The sequence below is a fragment of the Burkholderia sp. AU33803 genome, from assembly GCF_002223095.1.
Classification (GTDB): domain Bacteria; phylum Pseudomonadota; class Gammaproteobacteria; order Burkholderiales; family Burkholderiaceae; genus Burkholderia.
Window position 1 is genome coordinate 472,501 of the sequence record NZ_NKFJ01000005.1, and the last position, 15,520, is coordinate 488,020.

Below are 15,520 nucleotides of genomic sequence, written 5' to 3' on the forward strand. Positions count from 1 at the left end.
CGATGAAGCAACGCATCATGATCGTCATCGCCACGCTGTTCACGCTGATCGGGCTCGTGCCCGTCGCCGGCACGTTCGTCAACCTGTCGACGCCCGACCAGTTGCATCGCCTGCTGAGCTACGACTACATGAGCTTCGCGGACAGCCGCGTCGAACGCGACCTCGGCGATTTCGCCAACGATTTCTACGTCGGCGCGGCGCTGATGCTCGTCGGCGGCACGCTCTTCATCCGGATCGAACGCACACGCACGGTCGCCCGCATCGTCACGTCGCTGCTGTTCGCGCTGCTCGCCTTCAGCCTCGTCTATGCGTGCCTGAATCCGCGCATCGGCAGACTGCCGCTCTGATCGGCAGCCAACCGCGCCGCCGATCGGGCACGCCGCCCCTGCGACGAGATGCGCGCGTTACTTCGGACGAACCGGCTCATAAACGCTGTCGATACGCTGATACGTATAGGAAATCTTCTTGTACTCAGGATCGTAAAGGCCCTGGTACGCGTGACGGCAAGCGTCATCCAGTTTCACCGGGTAACTCGGTGGCCATGCCGCAATGGGCTGACACCTGAAATCGTCGGCGCTCGTTCCATTCTTTCTGAAGCGCAAGATCATCAGGCTTTCCTGAATCTCCTGTGCCGCCTTCTCGTAGTACCCCTTGTTGTTCGATACGACGCCCACCGGAAAATAGTCTGATTCGAGGCCTTCGGCCATTTCCGGCTCGGCCACCATGACCGCCGCCTTGCGCAGATAAGCTTCCGCCGCAGCCGGATCCGACTCCATCAGGCGCTGCCCCTTGTATTGGTAGGCCACGGCCACGACCGGAAGCTGGCCGGGCGTCGGGTGCTCGCCCCACCACGCGATGATTTGATCGAGACTGCGCGCGAAGAGCTGCTTGTACTCACCGGAGTCGGACTGAGTCACGCGCAACGGCAACTGACAATTGACCACGCATCGCGCAACAACGGGCGGATCGCCCGCCTGCCACCGCTTCCAGGTTTCCTCTTCGCGCGCATTTTGCCTGTGATCGTCGATTGCACTGGACACCAATGCAACGGGCGCGACGGCCACAATCGCTGCGCCCCACGCAAGATTGCACGCCGTTGAATGATTGCTGGAAAACAGGTTGCTGCAGTCGCTCGAGCACGCGCCGAGCGCCAGCGCGCTGGTCAGGCACGCCAGGCGTCGAATGATCGTCATGGACTTCGGCACGGTTCCCCCTTGATCGCGAGTATTTCTTGTGGCCGCAGTCGCCCGGGCCGCAGCCTCACAACGAGATGTGGCACGCCGCGTCGCGAATTTAACGCATCACTCGATTAAAAGATAACTGCCGTGGTTGTCAGGGATTCGACCGCTTCACGCCGCCACCGCCCCTCTCTGCACCTTCGCCGCCTGCACCCCCACCCGCCCCCGCCAGTTCTCCCCCCCTTCCAGCGACGGCGTCGACTCGAACACCTCCGCGATCCAGTCGGCGAACACGCGCACCTTCTGCGACAGATGCCGGTTGTGCGGATAGACGATCGAAATCGGCTTCGGCTTCGGATTGCAGTCCGGCAGCACCTCGACCAGCGAGCCGTCGAGCAGGTGCGGCAGCACCATGAACAGCGTCGGCTGGATCATCCCGAACCCTTCGAGCCCGCACGTCACGTAGGCATCCGAATCGTTGACCGTGACGCTCCCGTTCATCCGCACCTCGAACGGCTTGCCGTCGATCATGAACACCCACGGAATCGCCCGCGCACCGTGGCTCGATCGAAAATTCACCGCGTGATGTTCGGCGAGATCTGCAATCTCGTGCGGCTCGCCGTGACGCGCGAGGTAATCGGGCGACGCGCAAGTCACGCGCTTCAGCATCCCGATCCGCCGCGCGACCATCGACGAATCCTCCAGCGGCCCGACCCGGATCATGCAGTCGATTCCCTCCTCGACCGGATCCACGTAGCGGTCGGAGAGCCCCAGTTCGAGCGTGATGTCCGGATAGCGCTGCCGGAAAATCGACAGCGACGGCAGCACGATGCGTCGCCCGAGCGAACTCGGCATGTGAACGCGCAACACGCCGCTCGGCTTGCGGTTACCGGTCTGGAAACTCGCGTCGGCCTCCGCGATCTCCGAGATGATCTTCATGCAATGCTCGTAGTACGCCGCACCTTCCGGCGTCAGCGACAGCCTGCGCGTCGTACGATGCATCAGGCGCACGCCGAGCAGCGCCTCGAGATTCTGGATGATGGTCGTCACCGACGCGCGCGGCATCGCGAGCGTGTCGGCCGCGCGCGTGAAGCTGTTCGCGTCGACCACGCGGGTAAAAACTTCCATTGCCTGGATTCGGTCCATGCTGCTCCCCCTTCGAATCGCCAACGGAACAGAATAGAGCGCACGACGGGCGCGGCACAAGTCCCCACCCATTGTTCTCCGATCCTGAATAGTTTCGGCGTTTCGCACTGGAAAGCGATCGATTTCCGTCCAGTCCCACGCGGCGATCGTTCCGGCCCCGCCGGTCGCACGCCGCGCATCACCGCACGAATCGCTCGCGATACCCCTGCGGCGACACGCCCAGCACGCGCACGAAACAGCGGCGCAGCGTCTCCTCCGAGCCGAAGCCGCAACGCGCGGCGATCCGCTTGACGGGCCACGCCGTTTCGCCGAGCAGGCGTTGCGCGGCCTCGACGCGGATCTGCTCGACCGCGCGCGCGGGCGTGCGGCCGGTTCCGGCGCGATAGTGGCGCACGAAGCTGCGCTCGCTCATGCGCACGCGCTCGGCCAGCGCCGGCACCGACAGGTCGCCCGTCAGGTGCTCGGCCATCCATGCGTGCAGTTCGCCGAACCGGTCGTCGGTGCGCTGCATCGACAGCATCGTGCTGAACTGGGCCTGCCCGCCCGGACGCTTCAGGAACACGACGAGTTCGCGCGCGACGTCGAGGGCGGTCGCGCGCCCGAGATCCTCCTCGACCAACGCGAGCGCGAGATCGATGCCGGCCGTCACGCCGGCCGACGTCCACAACGCACCTTCGCGGATGAAGATCGGATCGGATTCGACGCGCACATTCGGATAGCGTGCCGCGAATTCGTCGCAGCGCGCCCAGTGCGTGACCGCACGCCGCCCGTCGAGCAGGCCTGCCTCGGCGAGCAGGAAGGCGCCGGTGCAGACCGATGCCACGCGCCGCGTGCGCGCCGCCTGCTGCCGCACCCAACGCACCAGCCGCGCATCCTTCGATGCCGCATGCACGCCCTTGCCGCCGGCGACGATCAGCGTGTCGGGATGGCGCGCAGCCGCGCGCAGCGATTCCGCCATCACGACCAGACCCGACGACGTCTCGACGGGCCCCGCCTCGGCCGCGATCACGCGCGGCGCATACGGCGCCGGCTCGCCGCGCTCCTGAGCCAGCTCGTTGACGGACGCGAACACCTGCAGCGGCCCCGACACGTCGAGCAGTTGGGCACGAGGGAACGCGAGGACCAGGATCGAACGCGGGGCGGCAGGCATGATGATTGGCTGAAAAAGTGGGTGATATGGCAATTTCGCCAAACACTACGCGCCTAGAATCGACCTGTCCATCCCGTACAAGCTACGGCCCGCCCCATCCAATCGGAGTCTTCGCATGTCCCTGCATATCGGCTTTCTCGTGTTTCCGGGCGTCCAGCAACTCGATCTCACCGGCCCGCACGACGTGCTCGCGTCGCTGCCCGACGCCACCGTTCATCTGGTCTGGAAGTCGCGCGACGCCGTCGCGTCGAGCAGCGGGCTCGCGCTCGCGCCGACCTGCACGTTCGACGACTGTCCGCCGCTCGACGTGATCTGCATTCCGGGCGGGATCGGGATCAACGCGCTGCTGCTCGATGCCGAAACGATCGCGTTCGTGCAGCAGCGCGCGGCCGCCGCGCGCTACGTGACGTCGGTGTGCACGGGTGCGCTGCTGCTGGGCGTGGCCGGCCTGCTGCGCGGGCGGCGCGCGACGACGCACTGGGCGTTCCACTCGCTGCTCGAACCGCTCGGCGCAGTGCCGGTGCACGAGCGCGTGGTGCGCGACGGCAACCTGATCACGGGCGGCGGCGTCACGGCCGGCATCGACTTCGCACTGACGATCGCCGCGGAGCTGGCCGGCGAAGAAGCAGCGCAGGCGATCCAGTTGCAACTCGAGTACGCGCCGGCACCGCCGTTCGATGCCGGTTCGCCCGACACCGCACCGGCAGCGGTCGTGAAGCGCGTCACCGAGCGGTCGGCGGCGGGTTTCGCGACGCGCAAGGCGACGATCGAACAGGCGCTGCGCGCGATGTCGCGCTGAATGCCGACGCCGGAAAATTGACTTGAACGCTCGAAGACTGGAAGACGAGAACGACGCGCATTCGCGCGGGAGAACGCATCGATGAACATCATCCGCAGCGCGGCGTTCACGGCGGACCGCGCATGGGGCGCGCTCGACATCGCGAACCTGAACGGCATCACGGTCCGCCTGCACTGGACCGACCAGCCGTATCGGTGGCACGTCAACGACGGCGAGGAAGTGTTCGCGGTGCTCGACGGTCGCGTCGAGATGCGCTACCGAGAAGCAGGCGCCGAGCACGCGACGGTGCTCGAAACGGGTGACGTGTTCCACGCATCGGCCGGCACCGAGCACGTCGCGCATCCGCTCGGCGAAGCACGCATCCTCGTGATCGAAACCGAAGGCAGCGTCTGACGGCCCGCGGCCGGGTGTCGATGCCGCGCGGATGGCAACCGCCGCCTCCGCGCGGCCGGTTTCACCCGGTGATCGTCCCGGTGGCCTGCGACGCGATCAGCTTCGGCTGCGGCGTGCACAGGCACTGGCACAGGTCGTGTTCGAGCGCGACGACCTTGCCCATCACGGTCATCGTCCGCTCGCCGCCGTCGGACACGATCACGCCCGGCGACTTGCAGGCGGCGCAGAACACCGCTGCGCCGAGATAGGCGAGTTCCCGTCCGTCGAACGACGAATTGGCGATCCCTTCGAGCACGACGCCGCCGTGGTCGGTCGTGTCGCCCTTCAGAATGAATTTGCGGCTCATGTTGTCGGTTCTTCCCTCGGAAATGCCGTGCGACGCGGCAGCGCGCAGGCAGTCGGAATCTGCCCGTCGATCGCGGGCGTCCCGCGAGCATATCACCGCCCGCCGCAGCCGCCTCCCGGATCAGGACCCGTGCCGAATGCCGCCGGCGCCGCCATTCAGACGAACAGCGCGAGACACAGCGCGGCGCCGCACAGATACGTGCCGAGCGCACCGACGAAACGCACGGGATTCGGGTCGGCCATCGTCGGCCACGCAAGCAGGCCGATCACGAGCAGGCAGCGGCACGCGGTCGCCGCGACGATCAGCGCCAGGATCGCGCGCGATGGATCGTGTGTGCCGAAATAGAGAAACAGCACCGCGAGAAACGGCGCGTATTCGGCCGTGTTGCCGTGCGCACGCACGATCTTGTGCAACCCGTTCGCGGGATCGGGCGCGCACCCGGAACCGGTCGTGCACCGGAACCGCGTGACGGACACGACGAGCCCGAGCCCGAACAGCAGCAGCCCGAGAATGGCCGTGCAACCGAGCGCGACGGGGTGGATCGGCATGGGACTCCCGGCAAACGCGGAAATGCGCCGCAGATCCAATGATCGTACCCGTGACCGACACACGCGACCATCACGGAAACCCTCAGCATCGCCGTGCGCCGGACACAATTTTACGGTCGGGTTCCGATCCCAATTGTCGCTCCGCCGCGCCGTACGAAACCTGTGCATTGTCCCCGCCGGCCCAGCCGTCCGGCCTGCCCACGACCCACCCCGCCGTACGACGCCCCCGGCACGAAACGCGCATACGTTACGCGGCAACGGCATGCACCATCGCAATGCAACGCGGGTGACAGCGCGTCGCGGGCACGCGCGTTGCGCCGACGCATCTCGGTAGTGAACGCCCTTGGCAGCCCGCTGCGGAGGACTACACTAATCCTTAATGGGGTGCGGCCGGAGCCCGCGCCTTCAGGGAGACGCCGCCATGAATCGGCCGCTGAATCGTATCCTGCCGCGCGTGACCGGTCCCGCATCGGTCTGGACGTGGGTCAAGTGGTCTTTGCTGGCCGCGCTGCTGATCGCCGTGGCGATCGTTGCGCGACTCGTGCAGAGCGAGATCGAAACGTCCCGGCTGCAGGCGCACTACCTGTCCGAGCTCACCCGCGATGTCGGCTACACGGTCGAGACGGGCCCGAGCGATCACATCCGCTTCCCCGCGAACGGCCCCTACGACCAGCGCCTCGGCTACGCGATGATTCCGGCGTTCCAGGAGCGGCTGCTCGCGCGCGGCTTCGTCGTCAGCAAGCAGGCGCGCGATTCGCAGCGGATGCTGTCGCTCGGCGAACGCGGGTTGTTCCTCCCGTTTGAAGAAAAGGACCAGGCGGGCCTGATGCTGTTCGACTCGACCGGCGCGCCGCTGTTCGCGACCGTGTTCCCGCAGCGCGTCTACGCCGACTTCGACCTGGTGCCGCGCGTGGTGGTCGATTCGCTGCTGTTCATCGAGGATCGCTACCTGCTCGATGCGAACGAACCGAACCGCAACCCGGCGATCGACTGGGGGCGCTTCGGCCGCGCGGTCGCCGACCAGGCGCTGCACGTCGTCAACCGCCACCAGGCGCGCCCGGGCGGCAGCACGCTCGCAACGCAGATCGAGAAGTTCCGCCATTCGCCCGAGGGGCGTACCGCGACGCCGCCCGAGAAGCTGCGGCAGATCGCGTCCGCGTCGGTGCGCGCGTACCTGAACGGCCCGCAGACGATGCTCGCGCGCCGCACCATCGTCGTGCGCTACCTGAATTCGGTGCCGCTCGCCGCGCGGCCGCATATCGGCGAAATCACCGGTATCGGCGACGGTCTCGCCGCGTGGTACGGCCGCGACTTCAACGACGTGAACCGGATCCTGTCCGCGCCGACGACCGGCGACAACGTCGACGAGCAAGGCAAGACGTTCCGCGAGGTGCTATCGCTGATCATCGCGCAGCGCGCGCCGTCGTACTTCCTCAACCGCGGCTACCCGGCCCTGCAGAAGCTGACCGACAGCTATCTGCGGCTGCTGTCGAACGGCGGCGTGATTTCGCCCGCGCTGCGCGACGCCGCGCTTGCCGCGCAGATCGAACGCAGCGCGCCGCCGGCCGCCGCGCACGTGCAGTCGTTCGTGTCGCGCAAGGCCGTGACGTCCGCGCGCGCGTCGCTGCTGTCGGCGCTCGGCATCAGCGACCTGTACCAGCTCGACCAGTTCGACCTGCAGGCGACCAGCACGCTCGACAACCGCGTGCAGCAGGCGGTCGCCGAACGGCTCGCCCAGGCGTCGACGCGCGACGGGGCGCAGAAGGCCGGCCTGTACGGTTTCGAGATGCTCGCGCCGAAGGACGACCCGTCGCACCTCACCTACAGCTTCACGCTGTACGAACACCGCAACGGCGCGAACCTGCTGCGCGTGCAGACCGACAGCGTGAACGAGCCGTTCGACGTGAATCGCGGTGGCCGCATCAACCTCGGCTCGACCGCGAAGCTGCGCACGCTGATCACGTACCTGCAGATCGTGTCCGACCTGCATGCGCGCTACGCGAACCTGTCGAACGCCGAGCTGGCGCGCGTGAAGCCCGACCCGATCGACGGGCTGTCGCACTGGGCGCTCGACTACCTGTCGCATACGCGCGACCGCTCGCTGCAGGCGATGCTCGACGCGGCCGTCGAACGCAAGTATTCGGCGAGCCCCGACGTGTTCTACACGGGCGGCGGCGCGCAGGTGTTCTCGAACTTCGAGAAGTCGGACAACGGCCGCATCCTGACGCTGCACACGGCGTTCGAGCATTCGGTCAACCTCGTGTTCGTGCGGCTGATGCGCGATATCGTCCACTACGAGACGCTGCAGGCGGCCGGCCCGTCGTCATCGTGGCTCGGCGATCCGGAGCAGCGCCGGCATTACCTGCAGCAGTTCGTCGACGGCGAAAGCCGGGTCTACGTGAAGCGCTACTACACGCGCTATGCGGGCAAGGCGCCCGACGACGCGCTCGCGCTGATGCTGAAGGACGTGCGCAAATCGCCGCCGAAGATCGCGACGGTGCTGCGCAGCGTCGCACCGAACGAATCGCTCGCGTGGTTCGATACGCAGATGCGCATGCAACTGAAGGGCACGCCGGCCGCGACGCTGTCCGACGACGATCTCGCCAGGCTCTACGCGAAGTACGCGATCGACCGCTTCAACCTCAACGATCGCGGCTATATCGCGAGCGTGCATCCGCTCGCGCTGTGGACGCTCAACTACCTGCGCGCGCATCCGTCGGCGTCGCTCGCCGACGTCCAGCGCGACAGCCGCGATACGCGTTTCTACACGTACTCGTGGCTGTACAAGACGCGCTACCACGCGACCCAGGACCGTCGCATCCGCCGCATGGTCGAGCTGCGCGCGTACGCGGAAATCACCAAGTCGTGGCGCGCGCTCGGCTACCCGTTCGCGGAAGTCACGCCGTCGTACGCGGCCGCGATCGGCGCATCGGGCGACCAGCCCGACGCACTCGCGAAACTGATCGGCCTGATCGCGGACGGCGGCCAGAAGGCACCGACCGAGACGATCACGCGACTCGACTTCGCGAAGGGCACGCCGTACGAAACGCACTTCGAGCGCGCGGTCGCCCGGCCGCAGCCGATGCTGTCGCCGGAGATCGTCAACGTGGCGCACACGCTGCTGCGCGACGTCGTGCTCAACGGCACCGCGCGCCGCCTCGCGGGCGGCTTCACGCTGCCCGACGGCAAGACGCTCGACGTGTACGGCAAGACGGGCACGGGCGACCAGCGCTTCAACGTCTATGCGCGTGGCGCGCGACTGATCGAGTCGCGCAAGGTGAACCGCAGCGGCACCTTCGTGTTCGTGCTCGGCGACCGGTTCTTCGGGGTCCTGACCGCCACGGCGCACGAGCCGTATGCGGCGCGCTACGACTTCACGAGCGCGATGGCCGTGCAGTTGCTGAAGTCGATGGCGCCGGCGCTCGCGCCGCTGATCGAGCGCCCGGCCGGCACGCGCACCGCGGGCCCCGCCCCGCAGGCGGAAACGCCCGCGCCGGGCGCCGCGACCGCGCCGCAACCGTCCTGACGGCCGCGCGTCCGTCCGTGCGCCGACGCGCCGCTCAGTGCGAGCGGCCGTCGTAGTGCGTGACCGGCAGCGCGTCGATATCGACATCCTCGAGACAGCGCACGTTGATCGCAGCCATCGCGGTGCCGTTCGGGTGGACGCCCTCGCCGAACGGGTGAATCCCGCAGCGCTTGCAGAAGCGGTGCTGGATCACGTGCTTGTTGAACATGTAGGTGGCGAGAGCGTCATCGGGCGTGAGAAGCGTCATGTGGTCGCGCGGCACGAACCACATCAGCGCGCCCTTGCGCCGGCAGATCGAGCAGTTGCACGCCATCACGCCCTGCAGGTCGCCTTCCGCCTCGAACTTCACGTCGCCGCAGTGACAGCTTCCGCGATAAAGCATGGTCGTCTCCCGGTGCGGCCCGTGCGCATCGACGGCGCCCCGGCGGAACACCGTTGGCCGGGCCGATCCAAGCGGGTACAGTAGCGCGCACATGCACCGCACGCAATGTCCGAGCGGCGCCCGTCCCGACCCTGTCCAAACCAAGGAAAACCGTCATGCTCGAACTGCGCCCCGGCTGCGAATGCTGCGACAAGGACCTGCCGCCCGATTCGGCGGATGCACGCATCTGTACGTTCGAATGCACGTTCTGCGCGACCTGCGCCGACGACGTGCTGAAGGGCCGCTGCCCGAACTGCGGCGGCGACCTGGTCGTGCGCCCGCGACGGCCGGCGAGCCTGCTCGCGAAGTACCCGGCGTCCACCGAACGCATCCACAAGCCGGGCGGCTGCGCGAACGCCTGACGGCCCCGCCCCTCCCGTCACGACATCTCGATCCGTGCGCGCGTCACCGCGAGCAGCGCCGCCATCGCGCGGCGCGCACCGTCCTCGTCGCGCACGCGGATCGCGTCGCTGACGGCCGTATGCTCGGCGAGCGACGCGTTGTACACGTCCGCGCGGCGCGCATTCAGATGCAGTTGCGCCTCGAGCGTGCGATCGATCAGCGCGCCGAGCGGCACGAGCAGTTCGTTGCCGCCGGCCTCGAGCACGCTCAGGTGAAAGCGCAGGTCGGCGCGTACCCATTCGTCGACGTTGCGCGCGGCGGCCATCGCGCGCGCCGCGCCGTCGATCGCGTCGAACGTCTCCGGCGTATGCATGCGCGCGGCAAGCGCGGCCGCGTACGGCTCGACCATCTCGCGCATCTCCTGCAGCTTCAGCGCGAACGCGATCGGCGGCGCGACACGCGCGTACCAGTCGAGCAGGTCGGCGTCGAGCAGGTTCCAGACGCCGCGCGGCCGCACGCGCGTGCCGATCTTCGGCCGCGACTCGACCAGCCCCTTCGACGTGAGCGTACGCAGCGCCTCGCGCATCACCGTGCGGCTCACGCCGTACATCGCCATCAGGTCGGGCTCCCTCGGCAGCAGCGACTCGGGCGGGTAGTCGCCGCGCAGGATCGCCGTGGCGAGCCGGAAGGCCGTTTGTCCATGCAGGTCGCGTCGAATGATCGTTCTCCGTTATGCCGGTGCCCGGGCGCGCCGGCTGCCCACTATCTGCACAATAGTGCTATTAATACTATTTTTTAACGGGCTGCGCTAGGATAACCGTGAAAGCACGCGACCGTGCGCCGCGCCCGACTGCCCGCGCCGGTCAACCCTGGAGACTCGCACCGTGAAAATCACCCGCCTCGAAACCTTCGTCGTCCCGCCGCGCTGGCTGTTCCTCAAGATCGAAACCGACGAAGGGATCGTCGGCTGGGGCGAACCGGTCGTCGAGGGTCGCGCGCACACGGTCGAGGCCGCCGTGCACGAACTCGCCGACTATCTGGTCGGCCGCGATCCGCTGCTGATCGAGGATCACTGGCAGGTGATGTACCGCGCGGGCTTCTACCGCGGCGGTCCGATCACGATGAGCGCGATCGCGGGCGTCGACCAGGCGCTGTGGGACATCAAGGGCAAGCATCACGGCGTGCCCGTGCACGCGCTGCTCGGCGGCCAGGTGCGCGATCGCATCAAGGTGTATTCGTGGATCGGCGGCGACCGGCCGAGCGACGTCGCGAACAATGCGCGCGCGGTGGTCGAGCGCGGCTTCAAGGCCGTGAAGATGAACGGCTCCGAGGAGCTGCAGATCGTCGACACCTACGACAAGGTCGAGCAGGTGATCGCGAACGTCGCGGCGGTGCGCGACGCGGTCGGCCCGCACGTCGGGATCGGCGTCGACTTCCACGGCCGCGTGCACAAGCCGATGGCGAAGGTGCTCGCGAAGGAGCTCGATCCGTACAAGCTGATGTTCATCGAGGAGCCGGTGCTGTCGGAGAACGCCGAGGCGCTGCGCGACATCGTCAACCAGACCAACACGCCGATCGCGCTCGGCGAGCGGCTCTACTCGCGCTGGGATTTCAAGCACATCCTCGCAGGCGGCTACGTCGACATCATCCAGCCCGATGCATCGCACGCGGGCGGCATCACCGAGTGCCGCAAGATCGCGACGCTCGCGGAGAGCTACGACGTCGCGCTCGCGCTGCACTGCCCGCTTGGGCCCATTGCGCTCGCCGCGTGCCTGCAGCTCGACGCGGTCAGCTACAACGCGTTCATCCAGGAGCAGAGCCTCGGCATCCACTACAACCAGGGCAACGACCTGCTCGACTACCTGCGCAACCCCGAGGTATTCCGCTACGAGGACGGCTTCGTCGCGATCCCGCAGGGCCCGGGGCTCGGCATCGACGTGAACGAGGAGAAGGTGCGCGAGATGGCGAAGACGGGGCACCGCTGGCGCAACCCGGTGTGGCGTCACGAGGACGGCAGCGTCGCCGAGTGGTGAGCGCGATGCGCGGCGCGCGGCTTCGGCGCGCGCGGCCGGTATCGATTCGAGAACGGCTGCCGACGGGCAGCCGTTTTTGCATGCGCGGTGCGGCGCCCGGCACGTGCCGGATGCGCGACGGCGGCCTTGTAGCGCGCCGCGCGCGCCCTGCCGTCAGCCGATCGCCGCGAACCCCGGCACGCTGAACGACAGCACGGCGGCCGCGACGAACACGCCGATCATCGTCAGCGCCTCGAGATGCAGGATGTTGCGGAACGTGTGCGCATCCTCGGTCGACGCTGTGCGGCGCAGGCGCGGCAGCGCCGCGAAGCGGTTCAGGCCGCCGAGCACGAGCGCGAGCGCGACGAGCAGCAGCTTCAGCAGCAACACGCGCCCCCACGTGCTGCCGTCGAGCGGCGCGAGCGAACCGCCGAGCCCGCGGAGCGCATTGAGCGCGCCGGTGCCGAGCACGAAGACGACCGCGACGATCGACGTACGCGACAGGTGCTGGCCGATGCGGATCAGCGCGCCGCGCGCGACCGACGACCCGAGCGCCGGCAGCACCGTGAGCCCGCCCGCGAGCACGAGGCCACCCCACACGGCCGTTGCGAGCATGTGCAGCGTCTGCACGCCGACCGCCGCGGACAGCGCGCCCGTATCGGCCGCATGGCCGAGCGACGCCTTGCCGGCCGCGACCACGATCACCGCGAGCCACAGCACCGCGTGTGCAACCGGGCCCTCCGGCTTCGCCAGCGCGACGATCGCAAGCACCACGGCGCCGGCGAACGCAACGCTCCACGCGAAGCCCGTATGCGTCTGCATCAGCATCACGGGAATCGCGGCGAACGCGCCGCCGAGCCCCGCCCCGCTCATCGTCGCCGCCTCGTAGACGAGCCAGCCGAGATCCGCGAGCACCAGCGCCAGCGCCGCCGCGACCAGCGAATGTTGCGCGCGCAGCCACGCGGGATGCGACGGCGCGACGACCGGACGTGCGCCGTCCTTGCCGAGCCATGCCTTGAGCAGCGCCGAGCCGACCGCCATCGCGAACGCCGCGTCCATCAGCGCCGCAAGCGCGACCTGACCGATCCACAAGCTGTCGAACTTCATCGCGCACCCCCTCCCGACAGCGGCAGGCCGACGAGATGGCGGCAACGGGATGGACAGCGTGAGGAAGGCAACGGCACGGTAGAAAACGTCATCGATGAATCCGGAAACGGGAGAAATGACTGGACCTGCGGCGGAGGCGGCGCCGCGCGACCCGCGAGTGTACGGTCTTCGATGGGGAAAACGCACGCCGGTTCACACCGACACGTCGCAATGCGCGTCAAATTGTCGCAAGTCGCAAACGGACAGGAACCGATGACCTTTTGCCAAATAGCCGTCATTACCCATCGATGATAGAATGCCGCGTCGCAGCAGCCCGGCTGCCTTGCCGTCATGCGCCGAGCCGATCGTAGCCCGGACAACAGGTCCCCGTCGAATAAACATGGAGTCTCGTGTGTCTTCAAGACGCCTCTTCCGTCCGCTGCTCGCCGTTCTGATGTTCGGCGGCGCGGGCCTTATGAGCGCTGCCCAAGCGCAGACCAAGCCCACGGAGCAAGCGCACGCCCAGCAGGCGCCGCTCAAGGCACCCGATACCATGGCCGAGCGTGTGCGCGGCTGTACGGCCTGCCATGGCGTCCACGGCCAGGGCACGGACAACGACTACTTCCCGCGTCTTGCCGGCAAGCCGGCCGAGTACCTGTACAACCAGCTCGTCAACTTCCGTGACGGCCGGCGCAAGTACCCGCCGATGAACTACCTGCTGACGTACCTGAACGACGACTACCTGCGTGAAATGGCCGAGCACTTCTCGGCCGAACGCCCGCCGTACCCGACGCCGGCGAAGCCGACGCTGCCGGCCGCGACGCTCGCGCGCGGCAAGCAGCTCGTCACGCAAGGCGACCCGTCCCGCAAGCTGCCGGCCTGCGTGGCCTGCCACGGCGCGACGCTGACCGGCATGCAGCCGGCGATCCCGGGCCTGGTCGGCCTGCACGCCGACTACCTGAGCGCGCAGATCGGCGCATGGCGTTCGGGCAACCGTCACGCAAAGGCGCCTGACTGCATGCATGAAGTCGCTTCGAAGCTTTCCGACGAAGACGTGACGGCCGTGACCGCATGGCTTGCCGCGCAACCGGCGCCCGCCAACCCCGTGCCGGCTCCGGCGCGTTCGATGAAGACTCCGCTCGCCTGCGGCAGCGAACCGCAATAAGGCAAGGGAGACAGACACAATGAAACGCAAGTCCCTGTTTGCACTCTCGGCCGTCGCGATCGTCGCGGCTGCCGCCCTCGTGCCGGTCCTGTGGCCGGGCAACGACACGCTGCACGGCGCGTCCGCCGTCGCAGCCACGCCGGCCGACCAGGCCGCGCTGATCAAGAAGGGCGAATACCTCGCGCGCGTCGGCGACTGTATCGCGTGCCACACCGTGCGCGGCGGCAAGTCGTTCGCGGGCGGCCTGCCGATGGCGACGCCGTTCGGCACGATGTATACGCCGAACATCACGCCGGACGACAAGGATGGCATCGGCAAGTGGACGTCGGACGACTTCTACCGCGCGATGCACACCGGTCGTTCGAAGGACGGCAGCCTGCTCTACCCGGGCTTCCCGTTCGCAAGCTACACGAAGGTCACGCGTGCGGATTCGGACGCGATCTACGCGTACCTGCGCTCGGTCGCGCCGGTGTCGGTGCCGAGCCGTCCGCATGAACTGAAGTTCCCGTTCAACAACCGCAACCTGCTGATCGGCTGGCGCACGCTGTTCTTCAAGGAAGGCGAATACAAGCCGGATCCGACCAAATCGGTCGAATGGAACCGCGGTGCATACCTCGTCGAAGGCCTCGGCCACTGCTCGATGTGCCACACGTCGATCAACATGATGGGCGGCCCGGTGACGGGCTCGGCATTCGCCGGCGGCCTGATCCCGCTGCAGAACTGGTATGCGCCGTCGCTGACGAACGACAAGGAACTCGGCCTCGGCGACTGGCACGTGCAGGAGCTGTCCGACCTGCTGCAGGCCGGCGTGTCGCAGAAGGGCGCGGTGTTCGGCCCGATGGCGGATGTGGTCCACAACAGCCTGCAGTACATGACCGACGAAGATACGCGCGCAATGTCGACGTACCTGAAGTCGATCCCGCAGAAGGCCGAAGCGCCGAAGAACATGCAGTACGAGCCGTCGAAGCAGTTCGGCAACGCGCTGTTCGAGCAGGGCAAGAAGATCTACGCGGACAACTGCGCGACCTGCCACGCCGAAAACGGCGCGGGCAAGCCGCCGGCGTATCCGCCGCTCGCGGGCAACCACTCGATCATGATGGAATCGGCCGTCAACCCGATCCGCATGGTGCTGAATGGTGGCTATCCGCCGAGCACGTTCAAGAATCCGCGTCCGTACGGGATGCCGCCGTTCGCCCAGTCGCTGTCGAACCAGGAAGTTGCGGCGGTCGTCACGTATATCCGGGTATCGTGGGGCAACAACGGTACGCCGATCTCGCCGCAACAGGTGAGCGACCTGCGTTCCGCGCCGCTCGACTAAGAAGCGGCTGACACAAACGGGGCGCGGCTGCGGGAAACCGCGGCCGCGCCCTTTTGCATTTTGCATTTTGCGATGTCACCTCCCGCGCGG

At 67.6% G+C, this 15,520-nt stretch carries 16 protein-coding genes; 8 read left to right on the forward strand and 8 right to left on the reverse strand.

The genetic code is table 11. The features are described 5' to 3' along the window. Positions 1-2: 2 nt before the first annotated feature. Positions 3-347, forward strand: a complete 345-nt coding sequence (locus tag CFB41_RS14070; protein ID WP_089456865.1) for a hypothetical protein — start codon at positions 3-5, stop codon at positions 345-347. A 57-nt stretch (positions 348-404) separates the two neighbouring features. On the opposite strand, the gene CFB41_RS14075 is transcribed toward CFB41_RS14070, so the two are convergent. The 3 genes from CFB41_RS14075 to CFB41_RS14085 form a co-directional block, all read right to left on the reverse strand. Next, positions 405-1,193 (reverse strand): hypothetical protein, encoded by a 789-nt coding sequence (locus CFB41_RS14075; RefSeq protein WP_089456866.1) that lies wholly within the window; start codon positions 1,191-1,193, stop codon positions 405-407. A 156-nt stretch (positions 1,194-1,349) separates the two neighbouring features. After that, positions 1,350-2,324: a LysR family transcriptional regulator gene (locus tag CFB41_RS14080; RefSeq protein ID WP_089456867.1), complete on the reverse strand. Its 975-nt coding sequence runs from the start codon at positions 2,322-2,324 to the stop codon at positions 1,350-1,352. 178 nt (positions 2,325-2,502) lie between these two features. Next, a complete protein-coding gene (locus tag CFB41_RS14085; protein WP_089456868.1) occupies positions 2,503-3,474 on the reverse strand; it encodes a GlxA family transcriptional regulator in 972 nt (323 codons plus the stop codon). Positions 3,475-3,589: 115 nt separating this feature from the next. Between CFB41_RS14085 and CFB41_RS14090 the strand changes: the two genes are divergently transcribed. Further along, positions 3,590-4,273: a DJ-1/PfpI family protein gene (locus CFB41_RS14090; protein ID WP_089440948.1), complete on the forward strand. Its 684-nt coding sequence runs from the start codon at positions 3,590-3,592 to the stop codon at positions 4,271-4,273. 81 nt (positions 4,274-4,354) lie between these two features. Beyond that, positions 4,355-4,666 (forward strand): cupin domain-containing protein, encoded by a 312-nt coding sequence (locus CFB41_RS14095; protein ID WP_089456869.1) that lies wholly within the window; start codon positions 4,355-4,357, stop codon positions 4,664-4,666. 61 nt (positions 4,667-4,727) lie between these two features. On the opposite strand, the gene CFB41_RS14100 is transcribed toward CFB41_RS14095, so the two are convergent. Continuing rightward, on the reverse strand, positions 4,728-5,012 hold the full coding sequence (locus CFB41_RS14100; RefSeq protein WP_039359956.1) for a PAAR domain-containing protein: 285 nt from the start codon (positions 5,010-5,012) through the stop codon (positions 4,728-4,730). A gap of 155 nt (positions 5,013-5,167) precedes the next feature. Continuing rightward, positions 5,168-5,560, reverse strand: a complete 393-nt coding sequence (locus CFB41_RS14105) for an MAPEG family protein (protein WP_089456870.1) — start codon at positions 5,558-5,560, stop codon at positions 5,168-5,170. A gap of 421 nt (positions 5,561-5,981) precedes the next feature. Here CFB41_RS14105 and CFB41_RS14110 point away from each other — a divergent pair, with 421 nt between their 5' ends. Beyond that, positions 5,982-9,086, forward strand: coding sequence for a transglycosylase domain-containing protein (locus tag CFB41_RS14110; protein ID WP_089456871.1), 3,105 nt, complete (start codon positions 5,982-5,984; stop codon positions 9,084-9,086). A 34-nt stretch (positions 9,087-9,120) separates the two neighbouring features. Here the strand turns inward: CFB41_RS14110 and CFB41_RS14115 are convergent, their stop codons facing one another. After that, complete coding sequence (locus CFB41_RS14115; protein ID WP_089457197.1) at positions 9,121-9,468, reverse strand: GFA family protein; 348 nt, start codon at positions 9,466-9,468, stop codon at positions 9,121-9,123. A gap of 155 nt (positions 9,469-9,623) precedes the next feature. Between CFB41_RS14115 and CFB41_RS14120 the strand changes: the two genes are divergently transcribed. Continuing rightward, the gene (locus tag CFB41_RS14120; RefSeq protein ID WP_069248784.1) at positions 9,624-9,869 is read left to right on the forward strand and encodes a DUF1272 domain-containing protein; all 246 of its coding nucleotides are present in this window, start codon (positions 9,624-9,626) and stop codon (positions 9,867-9,869) included. Positions 9,870-9,886: 17 nt separating this feature from the next. Here the strand turns inward: CFB41_RS14120 and CFB41_RS14125 are convergent, their stop codons facing one another. Beyond that, entirely contained in the window at positions 9,887-10,570 is a 684-nt protein-coding gene (locus CFB41_RS14125; RefSeq protein WP_089456872.1) for a FadR/GntR family transcriptional regulator, read from the reverse strand. Positions 10,571-10,733: 163 nt separating this feature from the next. On the opposite strand from CFB41_RS14125, the gene dgoD reads away from it, so the two are divergent. Further along, on the forward strand, positions 10,734-11,882 hold the full coding sequence (gene dgoD / locus CFB41_RS14130) for a galactonate dehydratase (RefSeq protein WP_039359979.1): 1,149 nt from the start codon (positions 10,734-10,736) through the stop codon (positions 11,880-11,882). 153 nt (positions 11,883-12,035) lie between these two features. On the opposite strand, the gene CFB41_RS14135 is transcribed toward dgoD, so the two are convergent. After that, positions 12,036-12,968 carry a CopD family protein gene (locus CFB41_RS14135; RefSeq protein WP_089456873.1) on the reverse strand — a complete coding sequence of 311 codons (933 nt, stop codon included), beginning with the start codon at positions 12,966-12,968 and terminating at the stop codon, positions 12,036-12,038. A 379-nt stretch (positions 12,969-13,347) separates the two neighbouring features. Between CFB41_RS14135 and CFB41_RS14140 the strand changes: the two genes are divergently transcribed. Both CFB41_RS14140 and CFB41_RS14145 read left to right on the forward strand, forming a co-directional pair. Further along, entirely contained in the window at positions 13,348-14,112 is a 765-nt protein-coding gene (locus CFB41_RS14140; RefSeq protein ID WP_027789194.1) for a c-type cytochrome, read from the forward strand. A 19-nt stretch (positions 14,113-14,131) separates the two neighbouring features. After that, complete coding sequence (locus CFB41_RS14145; protein ID WP_089440956.1) at positions 14,132-15,430, forward strand: cytochrome c; 1,299 nt, start codon at positions 14,132-14,134, stop codon at positions 15,428-15,430. Positions 15,431-15,520: the final 90 nt, after the last annotated feature.